This is a genomic window from Shewanella sp. BF02_Schw (assembly GCF_014596695.2).
Taxonomy (GTDB): domain Bacteria; phylum Pseudomonadota; class Gammaproteobacteria; order Enterobacterales; family Shewanellaceae; genus Shewanella.
In genome coordinates, this window is sequence record NZ_JABKAW020000009.1 from 1 (window position 1) to 24,873 (window position 24,873).

Sequence of the window (24,873 nt, forward strand, 5' to 3'; positions counted from 1 at the left end):
TGTGTTTTGAAGCACTTAATTCAACCTGACTCAGTAACCACTTGCGCTGTCTGCCGTGTCAGTGGATGCGCATTATAGGCACCACACGGTTTTGCGCAAGGCCTTTTTTAAGGTTATTTGTTATTTTCGGCTTGTTTGCGGATAATTTAGCCTGACCAGCTAGTTTTTAAGCATTATACTGTCACAAACCATGAATATATAAGGATTGTTATGTCGACTAATATAAGAACTTACCAAGGAATACACCCTGATTTAGCTGATAACGTCTATGTCGACGAGTCTGCAGTGCTGGTTGGTGACATTAAATTAGACCATGACGCGAGTGTTTGGCCATTAGTTGCTGCGCGCGGTGACGTAAATAAGATACGCATAGGTAAACGCAGTAATGTGCAGGACGGCAGCATATTACATGTAAGCCGTAAGTCTGCGGCAAATCCTGATGGGCATCCATTGATTATTGGTGATGATGTCACTATTGGTCACAAAGCAATGTTACATGGCTGCAAGATTGGTCATCGTGTACTTATCGGTATGGGTGCAATTTTACTTGATGGTGCAATAGTAGAAGATGATGTGATTGTGGGAGCGGGTTCATTAGTTCCTCCCAATAAGGTTTTGCAGAGTGGTTATTTATATGTTGGCAGCCCATGCAAACAAGTGAGGCCATTAACTGAAGCCGAACGTGCATTTTTGCCACAGTCTGCTGATAACTATGTTCGTTTAAAAAATGAATACTTAGTAGACCTACAACAATAAGCCTGTTCGTTTAATGTAATGGATCGATTTTTCTTGGTCCATTGCATGTCCCCACTAAAATACCTTACTCCACACATTTTTTTATACTATCTGTTGATAAACTAACGTGGTCTTATATGATAGTAACTCATTTAGTTATGCTGTACTGCGTGTTTGATTGTTGCAACTAAATTCTAAGAGTCACTATATTGAGCTTTATTGCTAGATAGAGTGACTACATACAGTTTTGAATGCTAACCAGTATCGCCGAATATTTAACAAGGATGGTTAAGTGAAAACCACAAAACGCGTTTCCACCAAATATATCGGCTATCTTGATATTAAGCAGCACTTACTACTCTTGGTCATCCCTTTATTACTTATCAGTATTATTTCATTTACAGCATTTGATACAGGTAGTGCTTATCAATTCCTATCTCTTATTGGTTGTGGTTACACTACCTGTTATGCCATCACATATTTTGTCCATAGACAAAATATGTTACGCCTTTGGCAACATTTAGAGCAAGTTGTCCACATTAACGATACGACTTATGAATTAGTGAATTTATCCAGTCAATACTATTCTGAAAAAACCTTTTTAGACGCTCTATTGCAAAAAGCAGTAAGTGCTATCGATGATGCCGAAATGGGCAGTATCATTCTGGTTGATAAGAATACCACTAGATTACAATTTGAGTCGGTTGTGGGGTTGGATATAGATGCTCTTCGAAAAATAAACTTTACCTTAGAAGAAACCTTTCAGTTCCGACGGACGAATGGTCGTTGTGATAAGGCGGTTGTGATTAACAACATGAAGAACATCAATGCTAAAAGCACTCTCACAAATGAAGACCAACACGCACTATTACATGCTTCGATACAACCAATTTGTTCCACCTTGTCTAGCCCCATCCGTATTGACGGAGAACTTTACGGGATGATGAATTTAGACAGTAGCAAGATGGAAGCCTTTGGTGATTACGATATAAATCTGGTGAATATTCTTACATCAGAAGCCGCGAACGCAATTTCACTGTACCAAAAGTCTAAAAAAATTGAGCTCCTGGCTGATTATGATGGATTAACAGGACTGTATAATCGCAAAAAATTTGATGCAACAATTCTACAATGGCAACACCACCCAGAGTTAGCAAGCTATATCATTATTTTGGATATGGATAACTTAAAGCCATTAAATGATCAGTACGGACATCAAGCTGGGGACGATGCATTAAAGGCTTTTGCGCAATCACTAAAATCAATGTGGCATCCACATTTTTTAGTCGCTCGATATGGCGGTGATGAATTTATTGCACTATGCCGTGGCCCCATAGATGTCTTAGAGCAGCAAATAACACAACTGCAGCATGACCTAACGCTGTTAAACCCCACGATTCGTTTTAGCTATGGACTTGCCCAGTATAATCAAGATTGGTCTAACGCGTTTAAACAGGCAGATAATAATATGTATAGCCAAAAGCGACTGAAGAAACAACTGAATCAGCCTTAAGCTAGAATAATATTACCACTGTCACTAAAAGCTTCTTGTTCAATCAATGCTTCTGCTTGGTCTTCAAGGTCAAAACGACATTGCTCAAATAAACACACGGCATTACTTCCACTCACAATTTGCTTGTCGCAAAGCTCACTGATGGCCGAAAAACTGGCATAACAGTTGATATTAACCCCTTGCTGCTGAGCAACAAACTTCACTTGATTGGTTTCGAGGTAGACTTGATCGGTAAATATCACGCTTTGATTCATTAGTCAGCTGCCTTTTGTGCTAATGATTCACGCAGTTTTAGCATAACCGAACCAGTATCAGGAGTAACCCCACGCCACAAACTAAAGCTTTTTGCCGCTTGACCAACCAACATACCTAGCCCATCAGCAGTTTTACGAGCGTGTTGTTCTTGAGCCCATTGGTTAAAGACTGTGGTTTGTTGGCTGTAGGTCATGTCGTAACAATCTGTTGTTTCATCGACTATAACGCTAGGCAAGGAAATTAATTGTCCAGATAGACCTGCTGAAGTTGAGTTAATCACTAAATCAAATGGCGATATTAGCTCTTCAATGGGTTTAGCAAAAAAGTTACCATACTCATTGAATAAGGCTTGAAGTTGCTCTGCTTTTTCGTGGGTCCGATTACAGATAATCAACTGAGCAACATTGTGTTGTAATATCGGTAAAATGCAGCCTCTTGCCGCGCCACCAGCTCCCACCAATAACACTCGCTTACCTTTCAGCGAACCGAACAGCATTTCCATGTCATTCACCAAACCAACACCATCGGTATTGTCACCGCCAATTTTACCATCAGGCAAATTAAACAGGGTGTTTACCGAGCCTGCGAGTTTAGCCATCTCACTGAGCTCGTCACACATGGCAAATGCTTGCTCTTTAAAAGGTGCAGTAACATTAGCGCCTTTACCACCATCGGCAAAGAATGCCGTTAACGAAGAGTCAAATTGATCGACCGGCGCGAGAATAGCTTCATAGCTCAAGTCTTGCTGAGTTTGCTTGGCAAACTCAGTATGTATAAATGGTGACTTACTTTGGGCTATTGGGTTACCAAATACAGCATACTTATCTGTCATTCGCTTTGTCTCTTCATTAACGATTTAGGGAAACGCCCCACGTAAATCGTGAGATGCTATCGGCTATAGGCTTCAGGCATTGCCGTTTTTTGTAAATAGCGATCACGGAGCTTGTCTTGACGACTGTCTGTGCTTTGCTCCTCTCCCGCAATCCACATCTTTTGCACTTTACTACTGAACTCGAAAGGATCGCCGCTCCATAATACTAAATCGGCAGGCTTGCCGACCGCAATCCGCCCAGAGTCTAAATGAAAAATATCAGCCACATTTGCCGTCACAGAAGCCAGAGCATCATCATAATTCATCCCGTTAGCAACCGCATTACCAGCACTAAAGCGTAGTGCGTAAATACCATGACTATCACCGGGTAATGCAATGGCTACTTTGACACCCGCGTTTGCTAGTTTACCTGCATTTTCGAGTGAATTATGCAATGCATCAAAACTTTCTGGTAAGTTACGCATGCTATCAATAATCACAGGAATGTTTGCTTGCGCGAGCTTATCAGCCACTAATACGGCATCAGCAGCATTGACTAGGATAAGATCTATGCCTAAGTCTTGTTTAAGTTTAATTAAATGCAAAATATCGCTGGCACGGTCGACGTCGATAATTAATGGTTTTTCACCCGCGAGTACCGCGTGAATAATCTCATCTTCACGACTTGGCACTTCGCTATCATCTTCAGCTGTTTTTTTCGTTTTACTCTTTTTGGCTTGCGCTTTTTTAGCATCTTCAAGTTTATGGATCAATTGCTGCATTCCTGCTGCACGAGAGCCTTCTTCTTTGGCACCTAATGCAACAACTAATCCGGTGTTAGCGGCCAGTATACTGTCCCAATCACCACTTAAGTCTACGGTAAATGTTTGTCCTGCAAAAATGCCTTCGCCACCACCTGATGACACTACATTACGAGTTATCCCGCCTTTGCGAGCAAATGGCACTGTAGATGCCTTGGGGTTGTAAGCTAAACTAGGATCGAAAACAACATCGGCTTCTTTTTCGTAAGCATCACGTGAAGATGCTACCGCACCAATTTCCACTAAGCCTAAATCATTCATACTCGCGATAAAGCCTGGAGTTAATATTGCCCCTTTAGCATCTATCACGGTATCGGCTGTCGGTGATGCCGGATTAATGGCCACAATAGTGCCGTCTTCAATCACAACTGTGGCATCGGTTAATACGCCTTGTTCTGTGGCGGTATGCACTGTGGCATGGATAATTGCTACGCTTTCAGCTTGAACTACACAACTCAATGCTAGGCCGACCGATAAACTTAAAGCAAGTGCAGATTTTTTAAATAGTGTCATTGTCTTGCTCCTTATTGTTGACCTAACATAAAGTCACTTTGTGCCTGGTAGGCAGGATCTTGGCGGTCATACACTTTTGCACCGTCAATAAATACCTGTTCAGCTTGAGCGTATACGCTAAACGGATTGGTATTCCATACAACCACATCTGCATTTTTACCCTTTTCGAGTGAACCGGTCTTATCGCTAATACCCAATGATTTTGCCGCATTAGCAGTAATCCAGCCAATCACGTGCTCAGCTTTTAAGTCAAAGCCGTTAGCATTCGCGTTATTCATGATTTTTGCCGTTTCTTGATTAAGGCGCTGAATGGTTACGCCAGAGTCTGAATGCACGACAGCACAAGAGTTTTTAACGGCATCGACTATAGCAACATTTTCAAGCACCATGTCGTATGCTTCGAGTTTAAAGCCCCACCAATCTGGCCACATAGCAGCACAGTTACCATTCTCAGCAAGTAAATCGGCAATTTTATAAGCTTCTACCGCATGATGGAATGTACCTGCGTGATAACCGAACTCCTTACCTAGGTCGATCATCATTGCCATTTCTTCAGCTTTGTAACAATGGTTGTGAATTAAAATATCACCTTCAAGCACACCTTTAAGCGTGTCTTTCATTAAGTCGCGCTCTGGTGCTACAGGGTTCTTACCTGCGGCATAGTCAGCATCATATTTATCCCAAGCACGTTTGTATTCTGTTGCTTGAATAAACGCTGTACGATAACCCGCCATATTACCCATACGAGTCATAGGTAATTCGTTACGGCTGCCATATAAAGATTTAGGATTTTCACCACAGGCCATTTTTAATCCATAAGGCGCGGCTGGGAACTTCATCGCTTGCATGGTCGTAGCGGGAACATTTTTGAGTGTCACCCCACGGCCACCAATCAGGTTGGCTGAACCAGGTAAAATTTGTAGCGTAGTGATGCCACCTTCTCGGGCACGATTAAACCCAGGGTCTTGTGGCCATACACTATGCTCTGCCCATACCTCAGCGGTTACTGGGTTGGTCATTTCATTACCGTCATTGTGTGACTCGGCATTGGGACTTGGATAAACCCCTAAGTGTGAATGCACATCAATAATACCAGGGGTAATCCACTTGCCTTTAGCGTCGATAACTACAGCATCTTCAGCGGAAAGCTGTTGACCAACTGCGCTAATTTTACCGTCTTTAATTAATACATCGGCATCATCAATACGTTCACCAGTGCCGGTTAACACAATGGCATTTTTTAACAGTGTGGTTGAATTAGGCAGTATTTGATAAGTACTTGGATACGGATTGGCATTGATTGTGATTTTAGGGTCTTGTTGTTCTGCTGGACTACAACCTGCAATTGCAGTTGATAGCGCCACAGCAACCAAAGAAGGCATTAATTTTGCCATTGGGATCTCCTGTCTTATTTTGCGACTAATCTAACCAAGTTAACTGCCGAAATACAGCCTAATCGTTAAATAATTGGTATCAAAACGTTAACAAAAAAATAATCCTGCCATGACATTGATTTAGATATAATAACTCCGACACTCTTAAACACTGACTTAAACACTGACAATATGAACTGGTTACGTAAATTATTCGCTAAGCCGCAAACCGCTGATGACAGAGATACAGCGCAGTCAAATGCCTACGACCTTATTGGTGGCGACAAGGTTATCCGCACAATTGCCCATGACTTTTATCAACAAATGCAAACACGTCCCGAAACCCAAGCGTTATTAGCGATGCATCGCTCGCCAATGCAAGAGTCTGAACAAAAACTGTATGAGTTCTTAAGTGGTTGGTTAGGTGGTCCGCAACTGTATCAACAAAAACATGGTCATCCGGCTTTACGTGCCAGACACATGCACTTCGCGATTAATGAATCAATGCGAGATCAATGGTTAATCTGTATGCGTGCAGCCATTCAAAACAACATAAAAAAGCCTGAACATCAGCAAGTGATTATTCAGGCTATTTCTGCGCTAGCAGATAATATGCGTAATCGTTAGACTGCAGCTAACCAGTCTTGTGGCTTTAGGTAGATGTCATACAGCTCTGCTTCTGCAGTCCCTTCTTCTGGGGTGAATGCATATTCCCAGCGAACCAATGGTGGCATCGACATTAAAATGGATTCCGTTCGGCCACCAGTTTGCAGGCCAAATAAAGTGCCACGATCATAGACCAAGTTAAACTCAACATAGCGACCACGGCGATAAAGCTGGAACTGGCGTTCGTCATCGCCATATTCTAACTCTTTGTTGCGTTCGACTATCGGCGCATAAGCTTCAATAAAACCGTTGCCTACCGCTTGCATAAACTCAAAGCTTCGCTCAAAACCAGGTTCGTTAAGATCATCAAAAAACAATCCACCGACACCACGGGTTTCATTACGATGCGGTAAGAAGAAGTACTCATCACACCATTTTTTATACTTTGGATAAACATCTTCACCAAATGGATCGCAAATATCTTTAGCCGTTTGATGCCAGCTAACGACATCTTCTTTAAATGGATAGTAAGGCGTTAAATCAAATCCACCACCAAACCACCATACTGGGTCGGCACCTTCTTTACGGGCGATAAAAAAACGCACGTTAGCATGAGTCGTTGGAATAAACGGATTATTAGGGTGAATAACCAATGACACCCCCATAGCTTCAAAACTTCGGCCAGCTAATTCTGGACGATGTGCCGTGGCCGATGCGGGCATAGCGGCGCCCATAACATGAGAAAAGTTAACGCCGGCTTGCTCAAATACTTGGCCTTGAGTTAATACTCGACTCGTACCACCGCCACCTTCTTCACGTTCCCACGAATCAGCTTTAAACGTCGCTTTACCGTCGAGCAGCTCTAAACGCTGACAAATATTTTGCTGTAATCCCAACAAAAACGATTTTACCTGTTGTGCGTCTGGCACATGGGAAGAGGTGTTTGACATAGTATTAGCTTCCATTACGAAGAATTTGACCACTGCGAGCATCGATAATGGTTGATGGCTGACGTTGTTCGCCCAGCTTACCTAAAATCAATGCATCAATTTTATCGCTAAAATCAGTGATGATATGTTGTGCATCGACTACCGGTTGCTCACCGGCTAAATTGGCACTTGTCGATACTAAGGGTTTATTGAGGGTGTCGCATAACTCTCGAACTACTGGGTGAGCAGATACCCGTACGGCAATTGAATCAAACTCGCCGCACAATAATTTTGATACGTGTGACTGAATAGGCATAACAAATGTAAATGGCCCAGGCCACTTTGATTGAGCAAACTGCAATTGTTGCTCAGTTAACTGAGTGATATCAAGATAAGGTAATAGTTGCTCAAATGAACTGGCCACCAAAATTAAGCCTTTTTGCCAAGGACGCTGTTTTACTGCCAACAGTTTCTCGATAGCACTGTCATTATCAGGATCACACCCTAAACCAAATACAGCTTCTGTTGGGTAAGCTATCACGCCACCTTGTTGTATGGTGGTGGCGACAGCCGATGGCTGCAGTTGCAACATTGGATTTCCTTTCATGGTATAGAAACTATAAAGCACGCTTATATTTACAGGATTTTTGCGGACACTCGACTCGGCTACCAGCAGCACCTTTACGTTCGACTAAAATTCCGAAGCCACAGTCTGGGCACGCTTCATTATGGGGAGGATAGTTTACGATAAACTTACATTTTGGGTAGGCACTGCATGCAAAAAAAGTTTTGCCATACCGGCTCGTTCGAGATTCTAGATGGCCTTTTTTGCACAATGGGCAAGTTATCTGCTCAGCTTCATTGGCGTGGTCATGCTTTTCAATATGGGTACATTCAGGATAATGCGTACAACCGATAAAAATACCAAATCGACCAGACTTAACAGCCAACTCATTACCACATTTAGGGCACTCAGAACCGCTAATAATTTGGGTTTCGATCGACTCGTGTTGCACTAGCGGACGGGTATAGTCGCAGGTTGGATAGTTATTACAGCCAACAAAACTGCCATGTTTACTGTGTTTAACCGACAACTCAGCGCCACAAACAGGACAAAGTTCAAACTCTTTCTCCAATGCATGTTCGTGGACAGTAAATAGCTGCTGATCAATTTTCGACATGGGTTTCTCTATGAGTAATATTCTATAGACCTAAAAAAGGAGGCTAAGCCTCCTTTCTGTTATGAGTGTAAGCGCCCTTCTGGCTGCTCGAAGATTAAATCTTCCATTTGCTCATAGGCTGACTCATTTCCTGGCACATTAAATAGTACCATTAATACCACCCATTTGAGATCTTCTAACTCTAATGTTGGTTCATCTAACTCCATAACACGGTCAATAACCATTTCACGAGTTTCGACACTGAGCACTTGAATCTGTTCTAAAAACAGTAAAAAACCACGACACTCAACATCTAATTTGGCCATTTCCGCTTTAGTATAAATACGGAATGAATGTTGTGCATGATTACACAAGTACGGTTTATCACTCTCTTGTAGATCAGCTAAGTGCTCTAACCAAGAAAGTGCTTTGATAATATCAACTTGATGAAAACCAGCACGGGTTAACTCTTTAGTGAGTTCATCTTCATCAACTAATAACTCAATCTCACTATGAACATAATTTTCAAATAAATACATGAGGATATCGAACATGGCTAACTCCTCTTTAGTCTGACGTAACCACCGGGCACAGCTGCAACCCACCCTTGTAACTCAAGTTCAAGCATTTGTATTAACACCAGATCTATCGGTTTCCCACTATCCTCAACCACCGAGTCTATCGCGGTTGTTTCATATCCTACACTAGCTAACAGCGGAGGAAATGGCAAATCACTAATATCATTATCCTGTATATGGTGCCGTAGATGCAATTGTTCAAGGTGATAATCTGATAAACAGCCTAATTCTTCTATTATATCGGCAGCAGACTCGACAAGTTTTGCACCATTTTTAATTAAATCATGACAACCTTGGCTATATCCTCCTAATACCGATCCAGGTACGGCAAACACTTCACGATTTTGCTCCATTGCCAACCGAGCACTTATTAATGAACCACTTTTACGGCTTGCCTCAACCACCACAGTACCTAAGCTTAAACCACTGACAATACGGTTACGCCGAGGAAAGTTACCAGCAAAAGGCCCTATACTTGGCCAGTATTCACTGATGACGCAACCAGTATTGATAATGTCATGATACAAGTGTTGATGACGCTTAGGATAAATACACTCTACCCCACAACCCAACACGGCCATGGTCGTTCCATTAACCGCCAAAGTCGCTTTATGGGCTGCACCATCAATACCCGTCGCCATGCCACTAGTGATCGAAAAACCTTGATTAGCTAAATGACCAGCGAGATCTGCTGCCATATCTAAGCCGCCTCGAGAGGCATTACGGCTACCAACAATCGCAATACTCGGTAATAAAAGGGATTCTATCGAGCCTTTAATAAATAATACCTGCGGTGGATCTGATATTTGCGCAAGTAATGGAGGGTAAAGTGGGTCAGAGAGGGTCACAATGTAGTGATTAGGCTGCGAATCGAGCCAGGTTAGGGCTTGCTCTACTTTATTAAAGTCGATATGGCATTTAGCCAACAGGCTTGCCGATAAAGGCAAGGCCTGTGGCTCAAACTCTAGACGTTGACGAATCTCTTCAACGTCCATTTGAGTTAACAATTGTTGAATCCGAGCAGGTCCTAGCCCAGATACTGCACAAACAACTAGCCAGTCGACCAGTTTATCTGAAATTATTCACCTTTAATCGTCAATGGATTTGGTTTGGTCAATTTATCACCCACTCGAACTGGATGGTCATTAAACATAATCAACCCTAAACTGGTTTTATCAAACACTTTAAAAACCATCAAATTACCATGGAAAATATCGGGCATTTTATACACGGTATCTTCTGAAAAATTCGCCAACACTTTATCGTAAGATGAACGGTCAAGAGGGCGAACAGGATTACCATCATTATCGATAATAATGTTTTCGCCATCACGGTACATTGAAAAAACATGTCCAGTCTCAACGCCATCATTGGCACCACGATCTATATAGACAACGTCTAATTTACCTGCTTCGCGAATATTACCTGTTGTACCAATAATAGAAGTAGCAACGCTTAAATCTGCCGCTTTAGGAATAAAATAAGCCGACATTAACGCTTCATCTTCTACAGGTGCAACATGAAATCCACCTTTGGTTTCACGTAAACTACTCAGTAATTCAACTTTCGAGACATCGCCAGACTCAATAACACGTCCACTAGAGGCTAAAATAAGTTCTTGGCCTAATAATTCACCGCTATCTGGAGCAAAAAACTCACGTCCAGTTTGATAAATTGCCACTTTAAGACCTTGCTCAAGCTTTGAGTTCACATAGACTACGTCATTGACCACATGATGAATTGATGAGCTTTCACCACTCATAACTATCGGTAATCCCGCCAACCAAGTTGGATCAACAACTCTGTTCTGCACTAGATAGGGCTTAATCAACGCAAGGTCAACAGGTGGGATAGGACCATCTTTCGATATCATCCGCCCTTCTGGACTCTTTTTAATGTGCTGCTTAACAACCAAACGGGGCTGACCATCAATAAAGACTAATGTCAGTCGATCCCCTGGATAAATTAAATGTGGGTTAGCAATTTGTGGGTTTTCCCCCCACAATTTAGGCCAACGCCATGGGTCATTTAAAAAATAACCAGAAATATCCCATAGAGTATCGCCTTTTTTAACGATATACGTATCTGGATGTCCAGCTTTTAAGGTTAATGTATCAGCATTGACCCAATAAGAATTTAGACATAAAAAAACAAGTAAAAGTAAGCGTTTCATGGTGCAGTCCATGTTGTTTAGCTCTTTATTAGAGCTTTTTGCTGTTATTGATAGGCTGTAAGGATTAAAATTACCCTAATCGCAAAGGCCAGTATAGCTAACTGGCTGAAATTTGACAGACTTGCTAAGAGTTTATATATGCCATTACTTAATGTTTTACGCTTTCCAGATGAACGTTTACGCACTATCGCTCAACCTGTAACGGATTTCGGTCCACAATTACAGACACAAATAGATAATATGCTCGAAACCATGTACCTAGAGAAAGGTATCGGTTTAGCTGCTACTCAAGTGGATTTTCATCAACAATTGATTGTGATGGATCTACAAGATGAGGTTGAACGGCCAACTATTTTTATTAATCCTCAAATAGTGGCTAGCAGTGGTGACTTGGCTAATGAAGAAGGTTGCCTATCGGTACCCGGTATTTACGCCAAAGTTGACCGTGCAGAATTTGTCACCTTAAAAGCGCTAGATCGTCACGGTAAAGAGTTTACTGTTGAAGCTGATGAGTTGTTTGCTATTTGTATTCAACACGAAATGGATCACCTTAAAGGTAAGCTATTTGTCGATTATTTATCGCCTCTAAAACGTCAACGCATTAAAACTAAGCTTGAAAAAGAAGCTCGTTTAGATGCTAGAGAAGCATAGGAAAAAATTTGAAACCGTTAAAAATTATCTTTGCCGGTACTCCGGATTTCGCAGCTCGACACTTACAAGCACTCATCGACTCTGAACACGATGTGATTGCGACTTATACTCAACCCGATAGGCCTGCTGGTCGAGGTAAGAAACTCACCGCAAGCCCAGTAAAAGCGTTGGCTTTAGAGCATGCTATTCCGGTATTTCAGCCTGCATCATTACGTAATGAAGAGGCACAAGCGGCATTAGCAGCTCTTAATGCAGATATTATGATTGTTGTGGCTTACGGGTTGATTTTGCCAAAGGTAGTGCTTGATACCCCACGTTTAGGTTGTATCAATGTGCACGGTTCAATTTTACCTCGCTGGCGTGGAGCCGCTCCAATACAGCGGGCTTTATGGGCAGGTGATACCGAAACCGGTGTCACCATTATGCAGATGGATATTGGCCTAGATACTGGCGACATGCTGCTCAAAACGCACTTACCGATAGAGGCTACGGATACCTCGGCTAGCCTTTATGAAAAGCTGGCAGAACAAGGGCCAAAAGCCCTAGTACAAGCGCTGATTGGTTTAAGTGATGGAAGCCTCAAAGCACAAAAGCAAGATGAAACGCTGGCTAACTACGCTGAAAAACTGTCCAAAGAAGAGGCTCGTCTTGATTGGAATAAAAGCGCAAAACAGCTTTGGCAAGACATTCGCGCATTCAATCCATGGCCAGTAAGTTATTTTGAACACCAACAAAGCGTGATTAAAGTGTGGCAAGCCGATTACAGCGCAGAACTCTGCTCACAGGCGCCAGGGACCATTATTGCCGCGACCAAGCAAGGTATTGAAATTGCCACCGCCGACGGCAAGTTAATGATTAAAACCATGCAACTGCCCAACAAAAAGCCGCTTGATGTGGCCGATATTCTCAATGCTCGTGGTGATTGGTTTACCGCAGGTGTGTGTTTAAACCAAGAGGCTAACTAGCATGAATGTTCGCGCACTGGCAGCTAAAGCGATTTATGAAGTCCTTGAAAAAGGCATTTCGTTATCGGTGGCTCTACCCGATCAACAGCAACACTTACAAAATGGCAAAGACAAAGCCCTATTAGCTGAATTATGTTACGGCGTTATGCGTCAATTACCACAACTAGACAAGTGCGTGAGTGACTGCTTAGCAAAACCGTTTAAAGGTAAACAGCGTATATTGCATCAATTGTTGATCGTAGGTTGTTACCAACTCTACTTTACTCGTATTCCAGCGCATGCGGCGATCTCAGAAACGGCAGAAGCTTGCAGACAATTACGTTTTGATGGCTTGGTGAAAGTGGTCAATGGCGTATTGCGTAATATTCAGCGTCAAGATAGCGAATTAAATACTGACTCAGACACGCTACGCTTTAATACTCCAGCTTGGTTTATTAAGCGTTTACAACAAGCGTATCCAGATAACTGGCAAGACATTATTGAGCAGAGCCACCAGCGTCCGCCAATGTGGCTACGTAATAATCAGCAATCACAGACATGTGATGCTTATTTAGCGGCACTAGCCCAACATGATATTTCAGCCCAAGCCGGTTCAAGCCCAAATGCTATATTGCTCGAAAGCGCAAAAGATGTCGCAGCATTACCTGACTTTATGGAAGGCGCGGCATCGGTGCAAGATGGCGCGGCGCAATGGGCTGCAACTTTACTAGCTCCTGCAGCAGATGAACTTGTTTTAGACGCCTGCGCCGCTCCTGGTGGCAAAAGTTGCCATTTACTCGAGCTTGCTCCCACTATCAATTTAGTCGCTGTCGACTTTGATCAAAAACGCCTTGCTCGAGTACAACAAAATCTGGACAGGTTGCATTTAAAAGCGCAACTTATTCACGGCGATGCGGCAGATATTCCATCATGGTGGCAAGGGCAACAATTTGATCGAATCTTGCTTGATGCGCCTTGTTCTGCAACTGGGGTCATTCGCCGTCACCCAGACATAAAATGGTTACGTAAAAATAGCGATATTGAAGAGTTAGCCAACTTACAAAAACAAATATTGGATCATTGTTGGCAATGGCTTAAACCGGGTGGCACCTTATTATATGCAACCTGTTCTATTTTACCGCAGGAAAACAGCCAACAAGTTGAACAGTTTCTAGCACGGACACCCGATGCGAGTTTAGTACCGATAGAGCAACAAGCTCATATCAGTGATATCGGTTGGCAAATTTTGCCTGGGCAAGACAACATGGACGGCTTCTATTACGCGCGCCTAGTTAAAGCAATTTAAGGATGTACCTCAAGCCATGAAAATTATTATTTTAGGGGCTGGGCAAGTAGGCGGCACGTTAGCTGAAAACTTAGTCGGTGAAAATAACGACATCACACTCGTCGACAGTGATCGCGCTCGGCTAAGGCTATTACAAGACAAGTTTGACCTACGAGTTGTTGTCGGTCATGGCGCTCATCCGAGTGTATTAAAAGAAGCGGGTGCAGAAGATGCTGACATGCTCATTGCGGTAACCAATAGCGATGAATGTAACATGGCAGCTTGTCAAATTGCTTACAGCTTATTTGGTACACCAACAAAAATTGCTCGTATTCGCTCAGAAGCTTATTTAGAACTTCAAGATAAACTGTTTATCAATAGTGAAATTAAAAGTGGTGACGCTAAGCCTCGCGGCGGTTTTATTATTGATGAGCTGATTGCACCAGAGCAGTTAGTGACCGCTTACATACAAAGATTAGTAGAATACCCAGGTGCACTGCAAGTACTTGAATTTGCTAAAGGTAAACTAAGCCTCGTTGCGGTTAAAGCTTATTATGGCGGTCCATTAGTGGGTAACGCATTAGCCACATTACGTGAGCACATGCCCAATATTGATACCCGCGTTGCCGCTATTTTTAGGCAAGGCCGGCCTATCATGCCGCGCGGCACGACCATTATTGAAGCCGATGATGAGGTGTTTTTCGTCGCCGATAGTCGTCATATTCGCGCGGTAATGAGTGAGATGCAAAAACTGGATAATTCGTACCGCAATATCATGATTGCGGGTGGCGGTAATATTGGTTTTGGTCTTGCGCAAAAGTTGCAACGTACTCATTCGGTTAAGTTAATTGAACACCGTCAAGAACGCGCGGAGTTACTTTCAGAAAAACTGGAAAAAACCACCGTGTTTTGTGGCGATGCTTCAGACCAAGAATTATTGTTGGAAGAAAATATCGATCAAACCGATGTGTTTATCGCTGTCACCAATGATGACGAAGCCAATATTATGTCTGCCCTACTTGCTAAACGCATGGGGGCGAAAAAGGTCATGGTACTTATTCAGCGTGAAGCCTATGTTGATATTGTGCAAGAAGCTAACATTGATATTGCCATATCTCCACAGCAAGCCACTATTTCGGCGTTACTGACTCATATTCGCCAAGGTGATATATGCAATGTTTACTCATTACGCCGTGGTGCAGCAGAAGCTATTGAAGCGATTGCCCATGGCGACTCAAGCACGTCAAAAGTTGTCGGTAAACAGATTGGCAACATTAAACTCCCGCCAGGCACGACTATTGGCGCCATTGTACGTAATGATGAAGTGTTAATGGGCCACGATAAAACGGTAATCGAACAGGGTGACCATGTTATTTTATTCTTAGTGAATAAGAAGTTCATCGGTGACGTAGAGAAACTGTTTCAACCAAGTGCTTTTTTCTTTTAATTTTCTATGTTTAACGTCAAACAAATCATTTTCATCCTCGGTATTTTTCTCTCAATACTGACAGGATTTATGTTAGTTCCAATGGCTTTTGCGCTATTTTATGGCGAAGAAACCATTGGTGACTTTATGATGTCCGGTTTATTTACCGGCTTTATTGCTATTTTGTGCATTCAAAATGGTCGCAACCATCATTTTAGTCTTAATATTCGCGATATGTTTATGCTGACCAGTATCACTTGGTTTGTCGTGAGCTTATTCGCCGCGCTGCCCTTCACGCTTTATCACGGTATTAATTATACCGACGCTTTTTTTGAAACCATGTCAGGCATAACCACCACCGGTTCAACGGTGTTATCCGGATTAGACAATATGGACCATAGCATTTTAGTCTGGCGTTCATTATTGCAATGGCTTGGCGGCATTGGTTTCATTGTGATGGCAGTAGCAATCCTGCCATTTTTGAACGTGGGGGGAATGCGCTTATTTAGAACTGAATCATCAGACTGGAGCGACAAAACGATTCCTCGCACCCAGCACATGGCCAAACATTTATTTCTGATCTATGTCGCCTTAACACTACTGTGCACATTGTCCTATCACCTTGCTGGCATGCATTGGTTTGAGGCTATCAACCATGCCATGACCACATTATCAACAGGTGGATATTCCACTTCAGACAGCTCAATGGCGGCCTTTTCACACGAGGCACATTGGGTTGGTATTGTGTTTATGTTAGCGGGTGGACTACCGTTACTAATGTTTGTTCAAACCATACAACAACGCAGCTTACGCTTATGGAATGATCAACAAGTGATAGGCTTTTTACGCTTTGTGTTACTGGTGTCATTCTCATTAGCCTTTTGGCTGTGGCAACATCAGCAAATAGACTTTTTAGATGCATTAAGACTTGCTAGCTTCAATGTTATTTCTGTCATCACCACAACCGGTTACGGTCTAACAGATTATCAATCGTGGGGCTCTGTCGCCAGTGTCGTATTTCTGTTTTTAATGTTTATTGGTAGCTGTTCTGGGTCAACGTCTGGTGGTATAAAAATATTTCGTTTTCAAATCGCATTCTCAATTATGCGTCAGCAGATTAAACAGCAATTCCATCCCAATGGCGTGTTTAAAGACAAATACAATGGCCACCGCATTCAAGATGACATTGTCCGTTCCATAATGGCTTTTTTTATGCTGATGATAGTGGTGATATTATTACTGTCGCTCACACTTGTACTAACCGGATTAGATCCAATGACCAGCTTTACCGGAGCAATAACCGCAGTGGCAAACGTAGGGCCAGGCCTTGGTCCTATTATTGGTCCAGCAGGAAACTTTTCCTCACTTCCCGACGTCGCTAAGTGGGCTTTGGCAATAGGAATGTTATTAGGGCGTTTAGAAATACTGACAGTCGCAGTGTTGTTTCACCCTAAATTTTGGCGTTTTTAATACAGGCTGAGTCGATGGTTAACTTAGCGCTGATTAACCTTAGCTTAACCATCTGTTGGGTATAATCACTACGCAGGCACGACAGTCGCTAGTTTGGCAATATGATCAGCATAAACCTTCACATCATTCCAATCGGTATAATCAATAATGGCTGTTGGGTCGGTGGGGCCATCGGTCATTTTCATGATAAGGCGGATCATCAAGCTGTCATACCAAGGCCAAGAAGGGTAATCGACTTTACCGGCAATAATTTTCACATCTTGCGGTTGCCACTCAGATAAAGTTAAAAACTTCTGTAGATATTTATTGTTTTCAGGAATGCGTTTTTCAGGATTACGAGCCACAACGTTGACGCAAAAAAAACTGTTTGGCAGTTGCGATAAATGCTGCTGATTTTCACGCACAAACTCAAACACCGATTTATGATACGAGCCATATAATACACAAGCCCCTAACGCAACAGCTTGGTATTTAGACCATTCAATTGGCGCTTTATCTTGAAGATTAACCACATCACAATGATCGCCTTTAGATTGAATTTGTTCTGCTATTGCACGGCTAATATGTGCAGTATGGCCACCTCGGGAATAATATAACACTAAAATATTGGCCATTTTGCGATTCTCATTGTTGGATTATTTGCCTCAGTTTGGCAAAAAAAGCCTTTTTAAACCTCTGCAATGATCACAAATTAGAAATAGCTCATATATTTAATAGTTAAAATTGAGATCTCCATGATGCAGAAGTATGATAATGAACAAAACACAGCAAAATCCAACCAGATCGTAATTTAAGGTTATATAAGGACACTCATGAAGCAAGATATCGATGTCGCAACCATGCTTAATAATGCAGAAACGGCAGCACAATGGCTAAAAGCCATTGCGAATCCTTACCGCTTAATGATTTTATGTTTATTGTTAGAACAAGAACTAAGTGTCACAGAGCTAAATGAGACTGTGCCTTTGAGCCAATCAGCTTTGTCACAGCATTTAGCGGTACTGCGCACCCAAGATTTGGTCAACACTCGTAAGAGCTCACAAGTGGTTTACTACACGCTTAAAAATGAGCAAGTCACCGAAGTGATCTCGATACTACATCGACGCTATTGTGCCTAAACAGCTATTATGGCTAAGCAACAACTGTGACTAAACAACATAGGATTTAAACATCATAGGCGCTTAAGTCACACTGAGAATAAATGGCGTTTCCAATAAGGTATATTAGGCACGCTATTGGGTTTATGAGGCTATTTTTGCGCTGCTATTTGTTTAGCATAGTCATCTACTTTACCCCAATCAGTAAACTCAAACGTTCCCTGAGTATCTGTCGGTCCCTTAGTCATCCACATGATAAATCGGATCATAAACTTATCGAAAAATCGGTAACGAGGGTAATCAATCTTACCGGCAAAAACGCCTAATAACTGAGGTTTCCAGGCAGATAAATTTGAAAATTTCTGCATATATGGGTTGGTTTCAGGGGTGTTTTTTTCAGGCTTTCTTGCCACTACGTTTACGCTAAAAAAACTATTGAGCTTGGTGTCGAGCAGTGCTTGGTGTTGCTCAACAAACTTGAATAATTCTGGTCGATGTTTGCCATATCGAATACTGGCACCAATAACGACTTTATCAACACTCGCTAAATCATCAGCCTGAGCTTCAGCGAGATTAACCACACTAACTTGCTCACCCTGTTCAACTAATATTTGCTTAATTTTCTGACAAATTGCCAATGTTTGCCCATCGATCGTTGAATATAAAATCACAGTATTTAACATTAATTCTTCCAAAATGTGGGGGTAAATAGCACCAATAAGGTGAACACTTCTAACCGACCAAATAGCATTGCCATCACGAGTACCCACTTAGCACCGTCTGAAATACTGGCATAATTTGATGCCACATCGCCCAAACCTGGGCCTAAGTTATTTAAGCTGGCTGCCGTTGCACTAAATGCGGTAATGGCGTCCATGTCCATTGCCATTAAAATCACCATACACACCACAAACACTAAAGCATAAGCAGAGAAGAATCCCCATACCGCATCAATAATTCTGTCGGGTAATGCCGTAGAGCCAATTCTAATGGAATACATAGCTTTAGGATGAACAAGTCGTTTCAGTTCACGCGACCCTTGTAGTACTAATAGTATTAAACGAATTACCTTCATGCCGCCGCCTGTCGAGCCAGCACAACCACCAATAAAGCTTGAGAATATTAATAGAATAGGTAAAAACAGCGGCCAAGAATGGAAGCTTTCTGTACCGAAACCTGCCGTTGTTGAAATCGAGACCACTTGAAAGAAGGCGTAATCGAGTGTTTTCTCTGGAGAGTCGTATATTCCAGATTGATACAAGGTAGCGAAACAAATTGCGGTCAATACTACCTGTACAGCGATAAGCACCTTAAATTCTGCGTCTTTTAAATATACTTTGACGTTAATGCCACGACGAGTAAATGCGGCAAAGTGTAAGCTAAAATTGACTGCCGCAATCAACAAGAAAAATGCACAAATCACATTAATCAGCGGGCTTTGAAAGTAACCAATACTGGCATCATGAGTCGAAAAACCACCAATAGCGATAGTCGAAAACGAATGGCAAATAGCATCAAATGCATCCATACCGGCAAAGTAAAATGCCAATGCACAAGCAGTAGTAAGTAAAAAGTAAATGTACCATAAGGCTTTGGCCGTTTCGGCTATACGAGGAGTCACTTTAGTGTCTTTAACCGGACCAGGCACTTCAGCTTTGTATAGCTGCATACCACCAATACCAAGTAGAGGTAAAATGGCCACTGCGAGTACGATGATACCCATACCGCCCATCCACTGCAGTAAATGGCGATAAAACAATATTGACTTAGGCAAGTCATCTAGCCCGACTATCACGGTCGCACCTGTAGTCGTTAAGGCCGAAAACGATTCAAAAAAACTATCGGTCCAACTTAAATCAGGGTTATTAGAAAAAATAAATGGCAGTGCACCTATCGATCCAAGCACCGTCCAGAACAACACCACAATCAAAAAGCCTTCACGCGTTCGTAGATCACCTTTTTGATGACGGTTGGGATACCATAATAAAAAGCCTAGAAAAATACTGACAAAAAAGGCCTGAATAAATGCAGTACCACCACCATCTTTATACAAGATAGCCACCAATGCTGACGGCAGCATGGTGATTGAAAATAATCCCATCAGCAAACCGGTGATTCTAATAATTGTTTTATATTGCATTAAGGGTTCTGTTTAAGTTGTGCTGCGTCGAATTTAACAATTGAGTGACATTTTGGCATAAGTTCGTCATAGCTCAAACAGTAAACTTTACTTGTAGCTGACCCTGCGTCTGGGTAGCTAATGCTTGATTAAAAGCCTGATGGTGCGATTTAGCCAGTTCAAAGTGTATTTCAACTTTTTCGGTAAACTCTTTATCCATCACCACACCATCATATTGAGCAATTAAATACTCAACATCTGTGAGTTGAGCATAATGACATACCAAGCGTGCAGGATACCTTAAATGCTTAACCTGAGTCTGTATTTGCGTTAACCCTTGCTTTATACCCGAAGTATAAGCACGCACTAAACCGCCCACACCCAATTTAGTGCCACCAAAATAACGCACTACAATAACCCCTAGCTCACCAATGTTTGCGCCTTGTAAGCATGCTAGCATGGGTTTGCCGGCGCTACCTGACGGTTCGCCATCATCGCTAGCGCCCATATCAATGGTATTTTCTGGGCTGCCGGCTACAAATGCATAGCAATAATGGTTGGCTCCTGGATATTGTTGCTTTACGTCAGTAAGCGCTAACTTCATATTATTAGGATCTGGGCAATGAAATAACAAAGAGATAAAGCGGCTATGCTTTATCTCTTCTTCTATCAGTACGTTAGCTTGTGGTATTAAATATGACTCAATCAACTAGACCAAACTCTCTCGTCATATTTTCTACTCGGTCTTGATGCACAATGACGTTATCTTCAATGCGAATGCCTCCAAATGGACGCATCTCATCAACCGTAGTCCAATTAATAGCTTGCTTAGCGGTAGCAGATAACTGATTAAGTAAGGTATCGATAATATAAAGGCCTGGCTCAATAGTCAGTACCTGATTAGCGGCTAATACTCTTGTACAGCGTAAAAAAGGATGCGCCTCAGGTGCAGCAATATGGGTTCCGCGCTCATCATGGGAATAACCGCCCATATCATGAACTTGTAACCCCAACATATGCCCTAACCCATGCGGGAAAAAGGCACTCGTTACGCCTTGGGCAACTAACTGTTCAGCAGTGCCATTAGCCAAGCCAAAATCAATCAGTAACTGACCTATATAATGGTGTGTCGCGATGTGCAGGTCGACGTACTTAACCCCTGGCTTCATCTGCTCAATAATGGCTAATTGCACTTTATCCAATGCGACGATTAATTCGTAAAAACGATTTTTCTCGAATGAGTAAGTACGGGTAATATCTGCGGCATAGCCATGATAACTGGCCCCAGCATCAATCAAAAAAGATAAACGCTGCGCAGGCTTAACATGTTCTAAAGCGGTGTAATGTAAAATAGCGGCATTTTGATTTAATGCCACGATATTGCCGTAAGGCACTTCATTTTCGCCTTGGCCAATTTCGAGCAAATAACGTTGCTGAATTTCAAACTCACTGGCACCATCATAAAACGCATTTTTGGCAGCCAAATGTCCTTTTACCGCAATTTGGTTCGCTCTGCGCATGCACTCAAGTTCATACTGAGTTTTGTCTGCACGATGATAATGTAGATAGTTCATTACTGCATCAGGGTTACGAGCCGCAAAGCCCAATACATCAGCCACATCTAAGTGTTCACCAATATACGCCCACGAGGCTAAGTCTTTAGGTAAAAAATCAGCAATTCGATCTGGCTTGGTCAGTAATTGAATATCGAAATGCTCAGTCCAGAAGGCTTGCGGTACATCATTCACCTTATGCCAAAAATCAACTGGGCGATAAAACACTAAAGTAGGCTTATCTTGACCATTAGCGATAACCCAACAATTTGGCGTATCTAAAATAGGTAACCACGCTTTAAATTGCGGGTTCACTTTAAAGGGATAGTTAAGGTCATCTAAAAACTGTCGATGAGGTTGTCCCGAGTGAATCACTAAACCCGAAAGATTTTCACGCTGACAAATTTCGCCTACTCGGCGATTTAATTCCGCCATGTGCGCATGATACAGATGTGCTAACTGATCCATTGACTATCCCTTTGCATGAGTTTTAACCCAATAAGTCTATCACAAACAGAAAAAGACCTCGCTAGATGATAAAAAATTAAACGGCCGTTTAAATTGGGTGTTGTAATTTATCTCATTTAGTCGCACACTGAGAATTAGCTGGTCAATAGATGGCCGAAACTGCTGTGATTCAAGCTTGATAACTGCACAGTAAATAAGATGTGGAAGTCGCTTTTAAGCAATAAGGAAGCAAGCAATGATCTACCAAAGCCCTACCATTCAGGTTGAGTTACTTGAAGATAATATTGCCAAACTGTGTTTTAACGCACAAGGTTCGGTAAATAAATTCGACAGAGAAACAATAGCCTCTCTTGATGCCGCCCTAGACAGCATCAAACAAAATACCAATATTAAAGCCTTGCTGCTGACATCAGCAAAAAGCACCTTTATTGTTGGCGCAGACATTACCGAATTCTTAACGCTATTTCAGCAAGACGATGCCACGTTGCTAGCTTGGGTTGAACAAGCCAACGCAGTATTCAATAAGCTAGAAGACTTACCGTTTCCGACAGCATCAGCGATTAACGGTTTTGCGTTAGGCGGTGGTTGCGAAACCATTTTAGCGACTGACTTACGCGTTGCTGATACCAATGCTCGCATCGGTTTACCAGAAACCAAATTAGGTCTTATTCCTGGTTTTGGTGGCACTGTGCGTTTACCTCGAGTAATCGGTGCAGATAATGCACTTGAGTGGATCACCACAGCTAAAGACCAACGCCCAGAAGATGCGTTAAAAGTAGGCGCTATTGATGCCGTTGTTGCACCAGAAAACCTAGAAGCTGCTGCGATTCAAATGTTACATGATGCCCTTAATGGTAATCTTGATTGGCAAGCTCGTCGCACCAAAAAGCAATCACCATTACAGTTACCAAAACTTGAAGCCATGATGTCTTTTGCAACCGCAAAAGGGATGGTGTTCTCAGTTGCAGGCAAGCATTATCCAGCGCCAATGGCCGCTGTGAATGTTGTTGAACAAGCAGCTGGTTTGGATCGTGATGGCGCATTAAAAGTAGAAGCACAGGCTTTCATTAAATTAGCTAAAACAGATGTCGCACAAGCGCTAATTGGTATTTTCTTAAATGACCAGTTCGTTAAAGGTAAAGCAAAGAAAGCCGGTAAACTCGCTAAAGATGTTAACCAAGCAGCAGTATTGGGTGCAGGTATTATGGGCGGCGGCATTGCTTACCAAAGCGCCAGCAAAGGCACACCAATTGTAATGAAAGACATCGCTCAGCCAGCATTAGAGTTAGGCTTGAACGAAGCGGCTAAAATTCTGACAACACAAGTTGCGCGCGGTCGCTCTACGCCAGAAAAAATGGCTAAAATATTAAACAACATCACCCCTTCTCTAGATTATGCCGCTATCAAAAATAGCGACATCGTTGTAGAAGCGGTTGTTGAACATCCAAAAGTTAAGGCCACTGTACTAGCTGAAGTAGAAGGTTACGTATCAGAAGATGCCATTATTGCATCAAATACCTCGACTATCTCAATCAACTTACTGGCTAGAAGCCTTAAGAAACCTGAACGTTTCTGCGGTATGCACTTCTTTAACCCTGTGCACAAAATGCCATTAGTTGAAATTATCCGTGGTGAGCACAGCTCTGAAGAAACCATCGCAACGGTAGTGGCTTACGCCAGTAAAATGGGTAAAACCCCAATCGTAGTGAATGATTGCCCAGGCTTCTTTGTTAACCGTGTATTGTTTCCATACTTTGCTGGCTTTAGTGGTCTACTTGCTGAAGGTGCTGACTTTGCCGCTGTCGATAAAGTCATGGAAAAGCAGTTCGGTTGGCCAATGGGCCCTGCATACTTACTTGACGTAGTCGGTTTAGATACCGGTCATCACGCTCAAGCAGTAATGGCTGAAGGTTTCCCAGACCGCATGGGTAAAAATGGCAAAGACGCTATCGACATTATGTTTGAAAACAAGCGTCTAGGTCAGAAGAACACTAAAGGATTCTATGCCTATTCAGTTGACCGTCTTGGTAAGCCGAAAAAAGACATTGATCCAACTAGCTATGAATTATTAAGCGCTGAGTTTGGTGAATTAAAGGCATTCGAGTCTGATGACATCATCGCTCGCTGTATGATCCCGATGATCATCGAAACGGTTCGTTGTTTAGAAGAAGGCATTATTGCATCACCTGCTGAAGGCGACATGGGTCTAGTTTACGGTATTGGTTTCCCTCCATTCCGTGGCGGTGTATTCCGTTACTTAGACACCATGGGCGTAGCAAACTTTGTTGCCCTAGCAGACAAATACGCACATCTTGGTGGCTTATATCAAGTTACTGATGCAATGCGTGCACTTGCAGCCAACAACGGTAGTTACTACCAAGCCTAATTAGTGG

General features: G+C 42.4%; 25 protein-coding genes. 10 read left to right on the forward strand and 15 right to left on the reverse strand.

Annotated features, from left to right (window positions below):
• Positions 1 to 210: 210 nt before the first annotated feature.
• Positions 211 to 756 (forward strand): gamma carbonic anhydrase family protein, encoded by a 546-nt coding sequence (locus HNW13_RS21890; protein WP_162021974.1) that lies wholly within the window; start codon positions 211 to 213, stop codon positions 754 to 756.
• Positions 757 to 1,027: 271 nt separating this feature from the next.
• Positions 1,028 to 2,248 (forward strand): sensor domain-containing diguanylate cyclase, encoded by a 1,221-nt coding sequence (locus tag HNW13_RS21895; RefSeq protein WP_192116461.1) that lies wholly within the window; start codon positions 1,028 to 1,030, stop codon positions 2,246 to 2,248.
• Here HNW13_RS21895 and HNW13_RS21900 read toward each other — a convergent pair.
• From HNW13_RS21900 to HNW13_RS21915, 4 genes are read right to left on the reverse strand one after another with little or no spacing between them, the layout of a single operon-like run.
• Positions 2,245 to 2,502 (reverse strand): DUF1488 domain-containing protein, encoded by a 258-nt coding sequence (locus HNW13_RS21900; protein ID WP_162021972.1) that lies wholly within the window; start codon positions 2,500 to 2,502, stop codon positions 2,245 to 2,247. The genes HNW13_RS21895 and HNW13_RS21900 overlap by 4 nt on opposite strands.
• On the reverse strand, positions 2,502 to 3,335 hold the full coding sequence (aroE, locus tag HNW13_RS21905; RefSeq protein ID WP_192116460.1) for a shikimate dehydrogenase: 834 nt from the start codon (positions 3,333 to 3,335) through the stop codon (positions 2,502 to 2,504). Before aroE ends, HNW13_RS21900 begins: the two co-directional genes overlap by 1 nt.
• A gap of 56 nt (positions 3,336 to 3,391) precedes the next feature.
• The gene (locus tag HNW13_RS21910) at positions 3,392 to 4,648 is read right to left on the reverse strand and encodes an amidohydrolase family protein (protein WP_192116459.1); all 1,257 of its coding nucleotides are present in this window, start codon (positions 4,646 to 4,648) and stop codon (positions 3,392 to 3,394) included.
• Positions 4,649 to 4,659: 11 nt separating this feature from the next.
• Positions 4,660 to 6,042 (reverse strand): amidohydrolase, encoded by a 1,383-nt coding sequence (locus HNW13_RS21915; RefSeq protein ID WP_192116458.1) that lies wholly within the window; start codon positions 6,040 to 6,042, stop codon positions 4,660 to 4,662.
• Between the two features lie 171 nt (positions 6,043 to 6,213).
• Between HNW13_RS21915 and HNW13_RS21920 the strand changes: the two genes are divergently transcribed.
• The gene (locus HNW13_RS21920) at positions 6,214 to 6,648 is read left to right on the forward strand and encodes a group II truncated hemoglobin (RefSeq protein ID WP_192116457.1); all 435 of its coding nucleotides are present in this window, start codon (positions 6,214 to 6,216) and stop codon (positions 6,646 to 6,648) included.
• Here the strand turns inward: HNW13_RS21920 and hemF are convergent.
• The 6 genes from hemF to HNW13_RS21950 all read right to left on the reverse strand — a co-directional run bounded on the left by hemF (position 6,645) and on the right by HNW13_RS21950 (position 11,479).
• Positions 6,645 to 7,577, reverse strand: coding sequence for an oxygen-dependent coproporphyrinogen oxidase (hemF, locus tag HNW13_RS21925; protein ID WP_011635522.1), 933 nt, complete (start codon positions 7,575 to 7,577; stop codon positions 6,645 to 6,647). The genes HNW13_RS21920 and hemF overlap by 4 nt on opposite strands.
• Before the next feature lie 4 nt (positions 7,578 to 7,581).
• Positions 7,582 to 8,148, reverse strand: a complete 567-nt coding sequence (locus HNW13_RS21930; RefSeq protein WP_059746088.1) for an L-threonylcarbamoyladenylate synthase — start codon at positions 8,146 to 8,148, stop codon at positions 7,582 to 7,584.
• Positions 8,149 to 8,173: 25 nt separating this feature from the next.
• On the reverse strand, positions 8,174 to 8,737 hold the full coding sequence (locus HNW13_RS21935; protein WP_162021967.1) for a topoisomerase DNA-binding C4 zinc finger domain-containing protein: 564 nt from the start codon (positions 8,735 to 8,737) through the stop codon (positions 8,174 to 8,176).
• A gap of 59 nt (positions 8,738 to 8,796) precedes the next feature.
• Positions 8,797 to 9,270, reverse strand: coding sequence for a DUF494 family protein (locus tag HNW13_RS21940; RefSeq protein ID WP_011635519.1), 474 nt, complete (start codon positions 9,268 to 9,270; stop codon positions 8,797 to 8,799).
• Positions 9,271 to 9,272: 2 nt separating this feature from the next.
• Complete coding sequence (gene dprA / locus HNW13_RS21945) at positions 9,273 to 10,289, reverse strand: DNA-processing protein DprA (RefSeq protein WP_101087382.1); 1,017 nt, start codon at positions 10,287 to 10,289, stop codon at positions 9,273 to 9,275.
• Between the two features lie 83 nt (positions 10,290 to 10,372).
• Positions 10,373 to 11,479, reverse strand: coding sequence for a LysM peptidoglycan-binding domain-containing protein (locus HNW13_RS21950; RefSeq protein WP_101087381.1), 1,107 nt, complete (start codon positions 11,477 to 11,479; stop codon positions 10,373 to 10,375).
• Between the two features lie 126 nt (positions 11,480 to 11,605).
• Here HNW13_RS21950 and def point away from each other — a divergent pair, with 126 nt between their 5' ends.
• The 5 genes from def to HNW13_RS21975 are packed head-to-tail and all read left to right on the forward strand — an operon-like array spanning position 11,606 to position 17,243.
• Complete coding sequence (gene def / locus HNW13_RS21955; RefSeq protein WP_101087380.1) at positions 11,606 to 12,118, forward strand: peptide deformylase; 513 nt, start codon at positions 11,606 to 11,608, stop codon at positions 12,116 to 12,118.
• A gap of 8 nt (positions 12,119 to 12,126) precedes the next feature.
• Complete coding sequence (gene fmt / locus HNW13_RS21960; protein WP_101087379.1) at positions 12,127 to 13,083, forward strand: methionyl-tRNA formyltransferase; 957 nt, start codon at positions 12,127 to 12,129, stop codon at positions 13,081 to 13,083.
• A gap of 1 nt (position 13,084) precedes the next feature.
• On the forward strand, positions 13,085 to 14,368 hold the full coding sequence (gene rsmB, locus HNW13_RS21965; RefSeq protein WP_192116456.1) for a 16S rRNA (cytosine(967)-C(5))-methyltransferase RsmB: 1,284 nt from the start codon (positions 13,085 to 13,087) through the stop codon (positions 14,366 to 14,368).
• A 16-nt stretch (positions 14,369 to 14,384) separates the two neighbouring features.
• Positions 14,385 to 15,794, forward strand: a complete 1,410-nt coding sequence (gene trkA, locus HNW13_RS21970; protein ID WP_011635513.1) for a Trk system potassium transporter TrkA — start codon at positions 14,385 to 14,387, stop codon at positions 15,792 to 15,794.
• 6 nt (positions 15,795 to 15,800) lie between these two features.
• A complete protein-coding gene (locus tag HNW13_RS21975; protein WP_192116455.1) occupies positions 15,801 to 17,243 on the forward strand; it encodes a TrkH family potassium uptake protein in 1,443 nt (480 codons plus the stop codon).
• A 68-nt stretch (positions 17,244 to 17,311) separates the two neighbouring features.
• On the opposite strand, the gene hemG (HNW13_RS21980) is transcribed toward HNW13_RS21975, so the two are convergent.
• Positions 17,312 to 17,857, reverse strand: coding sequence for a menaquinone-dependent protoporphyrinogen IX dehydrogenase (gene hemG, locus HNW13_RS21980; protein ID WP_101087375.1), 546 nt, complete (start codon positions 17,855 to 17,857; stop codon positions 17,312 to 17,314).
• A gap of 198 nt (positions 17,858 to 18,055) precedes the next feature.
• Between hemG (HNW13_RS21980) and HNW13_RS21985 the strand changes: the two genes are divergently transcribed.
• Entirely contained in the window at positions 18,056 to 18,361 is a 306-nt protein-coding gene (locus HNW13_RS21985; protein ID WP_011635510.1) for a metalloregulator ArsR/SmtB family transcription factor, read from the forward strand.
• Positions 18,362 to 18,492: 131 nt separating this feature from the next.
• Here the strand turns inward: HNW13_RS21985 and hemG (HNW13_RS21990) are convergent, their stop codons facing one another.
• The 4 genes from hemG (HNW13_RS21990) to pepQ form a co-directional block, all read right to left on the reverse strand.
• On the reverse strand, positions 18,493 to 19,023 hold the full coding sequence (hemG, locus tag HNW13_RS21990) for a menaquinone-dependent protoporphyrinogen IX dehydrogenase (protein ID WP_192116454.1): 531 nt from the start codon (positions 19,021 to 19,023) through the stop codon (positions 18,493 to 18,495).
• The gene (locus tag HNW13_RS21995; RefSeq protein ID WP_059746096.1) at positions 19,023 to 20,480 is read right to left on the reverse strand and encodes a TrkH family potassium uptake protein; all 1,458 of its coding nucleotides are present in this window, start codon (positions 20,478 to 20,480) and stop codon (positions 19,023 to 19,025) included. Before HNW13_RS21995 ends, hemG (HNW13_RS21990) begins: the two co-directional genes overlap by 1 nt.
• 73 nt (positions 20,481 to 20,553) lie before the next feature.
• Complete coding sequence (locus HNW13_RS22000) at positions 20,554 to 21,168, reverse strand: YigZ family protein (RefSeq protein WP_192116453.1); 615 nt, start codon at positions 21,166 to 21,168, stop codon at positions 20,554 to 20,556.
• Complete coding sequence (gene pepQ / locus HNW13_RS22005; protein ID WP_011635506.1) at positions 21,161 to 22,480, reverse strand: Xaa-Pro dipeptidase; 1,320 nt, start codon at positions 22,478 to 22,480, stop codon at positions 21,161 to 21,163. The genes HNW13_RS22000 and pepQ overlap by 8 nt, the downstream gene beginning before the upstream one ends.
• A 235-nt stretch (positions 22,481 to 22,715) precedes the next feature.
• On the opposite strand from pepQ, the gene fadB reads away from it, so the two are divergent.
• The gene (fadB, locus tag HNW13_RS22010) at positions 22,716 to 24,866 is read left to right on the forward strand and encodes a fatty acid oxidation complex subunit alpha FadB (protein ID WP_192116452.1); all 2,151 of its coding nucleotides are present in this window, start codon (positions 22,716 to 22,718) and stop codon (positions 24,864 to 24,866) included.
• The last annotated feature ends 7 nt before the right edge of the window (positions 24,867 to 24,873 follow it).

Bases quoted from the DNA above. Each gene is read 5' to 3' on its own strand.
- HNW13_RS21890 (WP_162021974.1), top strand. From the start codon at position 211: ATGTCGACTAATATAAGAACTTACCAAGGAATACACCCTGATTTAGCT.
- HNW13_RS21900 (WP_162021972.1), bottom strand. From the start codon at position 2,502: ATGAATCAAAGCGTGATATTTACCGATCAAGTCTACCTCGAAACCAAT.
- aroE (WP_192116460.1), bottom strand. From the start codon at position 3,335: ATGACAGATAAGTATGCTGTATTTGGTAACCCAATAGCCCAAAGTAAG.
- HNW13_RS21910 (WP_192116459.1), bottom strand. From the start codon at position 4,648: ATGACACTATTTAAAAAATCTGCACTTGCTTTAAGTTTATCGGTCGGC.
- HNW13_RS21915 (WP_192116458.1), bottom strand. From the start codon at position 6,042: ATGGCAAAATTAATGCCTTCTTTGGTTGCTGTGGCGCTATCAACTGCA.
- HNW13_RS21920 (WP_192116457.1), top strand. From the start codon at position 6,214: ATGAACTGGTTACGTAAATTATTCGCTAAGCCGCAAACCGCTGATGAC.
- hemF (WP_011635522.1), bottom strand. From the start codon at position 7,577: ATGTCAAACACCTCTTCCCATGTGCCAGACGCACAACAGGTAAAATCG.
- HNW13_RS21930 (WP_059746088.1), bottom strand. From the start codon at position 8,148: ATGTTGCAACTGCAGCCATCGGCTGTCGCCACCACCATACAACAAGGT.
- HNW13_RS21935 (WP_162021967.1), bottom strand. From the start codon at position 8,737: ATGTCGAAAATTGATCAGCAGCTATTTACTGTCCACGAACATGCATTG.
- HNW13_RS21940 (WP_011635519.1), bottom strand. From the start codon at position 9,270: ATGTTCGATATCCTCATGTATTTATTTGAAAATTATGTTCATAGTGAG.
- dprA (WP_101087382.1), bottom strand. From the start codon at position 10,289: ATGGACGTTGAAGAGATTCGTCAACGTCTAGAGTTTGAGCCACAGGCC.
- HNW13_RS21950 (WP_101087381.1), bottom strand. From the start codon at position 11,479: ATGGACTGCACCATGAAACGCTTACTTTTACTTGTTTTTTTATGTCTA.
- def (WP_101087380.1), top strand. From the start codon at position 11,606: ATGCCATTACTTAATGTTTTACGCTTTCCAGATGAACGTTTACGCACT.
- rsmB (WP_192116456.1), top strand. From the start codon at position 13,085: ATGAATGTTCGCGCACTGGCAGCTAAAGCGATTTATGAAGTCCTTGAA.
- trkA (WP_011635513.1), top strand. From the start codon at position 14,385: ATGAAAATTATTATTTTAGGGGCTGGGCAAGTAGGCGGCACGTTAGCT.
- HNW13_RS21975 (WP_192116455.1), top strand. From the start codon at position 15,801: ATGTTTAACGTCAAACAAATCATTTTCATCCTCGGTATTTTTCTCTCA.
- hemG (WP_101087375.1), bottom strand. From the start codon at position 17,857: ATGGCCAATATTTTAGTGTTATATTATTCCCGAGGTGGCCATACTGCA.
- HNW13_RS21985 (WP_011635510.1), top strand. From the start codon at position 18,056: ATGAAGCAAGATATCGATGTCGCAACCATGCTTAATAATGCAGAAACG.
- hemG (WP_192116454.1), bottom strand. From the start codon at position 19,023: ATGTTAAATACTGTGATTTTATATTCAACGATCGATGGGCAAACATTG.
- HNW13_RS21995 (WP_059746096.1), bottom strand. From the start codon at position 20,480: ATGCAATATAAAACAATTATTAGAATCACCGGTTTGCTGATGGGATTA.
- pepQ (WP_011635506.1), bottom strand. From the start codon at position 22,480: ATGGATCAGTTAGCACATCTGTATCATGCGCACATGGCGGAATTAAAT.
- fadB (WP_192116452.1), top strand. From the start codon at position 22,716: ATGATCTACCAAAGCCCTACCATTCAGGTTGAGTTACTTGAAGATAAT.